The 1,554-nt window shown below is 37.7% G+C and carries 2 protein-coding genes; both read left to right on the top strand.

Annotated features, from left to right (window positions below):
* The first annotated feature begins 219 nt into the window (after positions 1-219).
* A complete protein-coding gene (locus tag L2W36_RS27220) occupies positions 220-393 on the top strand; it encodes a hypothetical protein (protein WP_229611604.1) in 174 nt (57 codons plus the stop codon).
* Positions 386-1,450, top strand: coding sequence for an LPO_1073/Vpar_1526 family protein (locus tag L2W36_RS27215; protein WP_236112068.1), 1,065 nt, complete (start codon positions 386-388; stop codon positions 1,448-1,450). Before L2W36_RS27220 ends, L2W36_RS27215 begins: the two co-directional genes overlap by 8 nt.
* The last annotated feature ends 104 nt before the right edge of the window (positions 1,451-1,554 follow it).

The following is a 1,554-nucleotide window of genomic DNA, read 5'->3' as shown; positions in this document are numbered from 1 at the left end:
GAACTGCTACATAGAAAGCTTTAGTTGCAGCTAAAGCCTGGGTCTCACATTACCCGATTGGAGTGCTTATTATCCATACAAAGCATTTAAGAGTGATTCCCAACGCATGGCATTTTTCATTCCATCGTTGGGTTTCGTGTTTTCGGTGGTATGGTTTCGCTTTGTGGTCGCGTTGCTCACACCTTAATGCGGCGTTATACACATTAATTGAGGTTAAGTATGCAGTGGATAGTAGATAACAAAGAATGGTTCTTTAGTGGAGCTGGTATCTTTATTTTGACTGTTATTTTTGGCTTGTTTTCGAAGTCTACCGTAATGACTCAAAAATCAGGTAGTAAATCGAAAAACATACAAGCAAAAAGAGATATACATATAGGTAAACTTGATGATTAATGATAAACATCTTGAGCAAGTATCCGGTAATAACTCAGAAAATTATCAGGCTGAAAAAATCGTTGTACACAAGCAAGGGTTAAGTTACTCAGACTGTAAAGAGGTGGCACTTGATGTATATAAATCAAACTATCTCCAGCTATCAAGTGACGCTGCCGCATTGGCATATCAGCGAGCCGAGCATTTGCTAGATCAACTTTTAATCAAGTTAAAAGAAAATCAGCAAGAAAGCCTAGCGGCTTTCCAAGACCCAGGAATGCAAACGGCAATATATGATGCTCAAAAAGCATTCGTTAGATCTGGTGATGAAGATCTTGAAGCTGTTTTAGTAGACCTATTACAAGAAAGGTTTAACTCTGAAGAGAGAGATCTCAAACAGATCATTTTGGATCAGGCTTTAAATGTAGCTTCTATGCTTACATCTCAACAAATGGATATTCTGTCTTTAGTCTTCATTCTTACACAAACTAAACGAAATGGTTTGGCGACTCTGGAGGAATTTTATCAATATCTGGAATCTACTATCGCTCCACTTACTTCTGAACTAACAGGCAGCGAATTATGTTACCAGCACTTAAAGTTTTCTGGGTGCTGTTCACTATATGAAACAAGTACAATTAAGCCAATTGAGGAGCTAATTCGAAGTTCATATCCTGCATTTTTTTCTAAGGGCTTTGAGTTGAGTGATATCAGCCTAGAAGAAGCCAGAGTGGAAAAGGTTAAACCTTTATTTTTACAATGCTTTCATTATCCAAACTTGCTTCAGTTCAATGCTCTTAACGCGGATGAATTGAAAACAAAGTGTACGGGGGTTGGGTTAAACGAAGATGAAATACGCATTGTAGTGCAATTGTTCGATTCAACTACTATGAGTACGCAAGAGATCAAACAGCATCTATCTGATAAGTTTGATTATATGGAAGAGTTGCTGTCTAAATGGGGTGCAACAAGCCTAAACAAAGTATCAATGAGTACAGTAGGGATTGCTATAGCACAAATTAACTATCGAATTAAGACTGGAAACTCTCTTGATATAGGTGTTTGGCTCGATCCGTAATGTGTATAACAAACGACTATGGCGTCAATAGCTAAATTTTGGCTATATTTTCATCCCACATGACGCCATCTCGTAACATTGAATTCAGTATTACAACCATCTTG

The sequence above is a fragment of the Vibrio sp. McD22-P3 genome, from assembly GCF_021568915.1.
Classification (GTDB): Bacteria; Pseudomonadota; Gammaproteobacteria; order Enterobacterales; family Vibrionaceae; genus Vibrio; species Vibrio mediterranei.
Note: the sequence above shows the minus strand (reverse complement) of the source record. Positions and strands in the feature narration are given on the sequence as shown.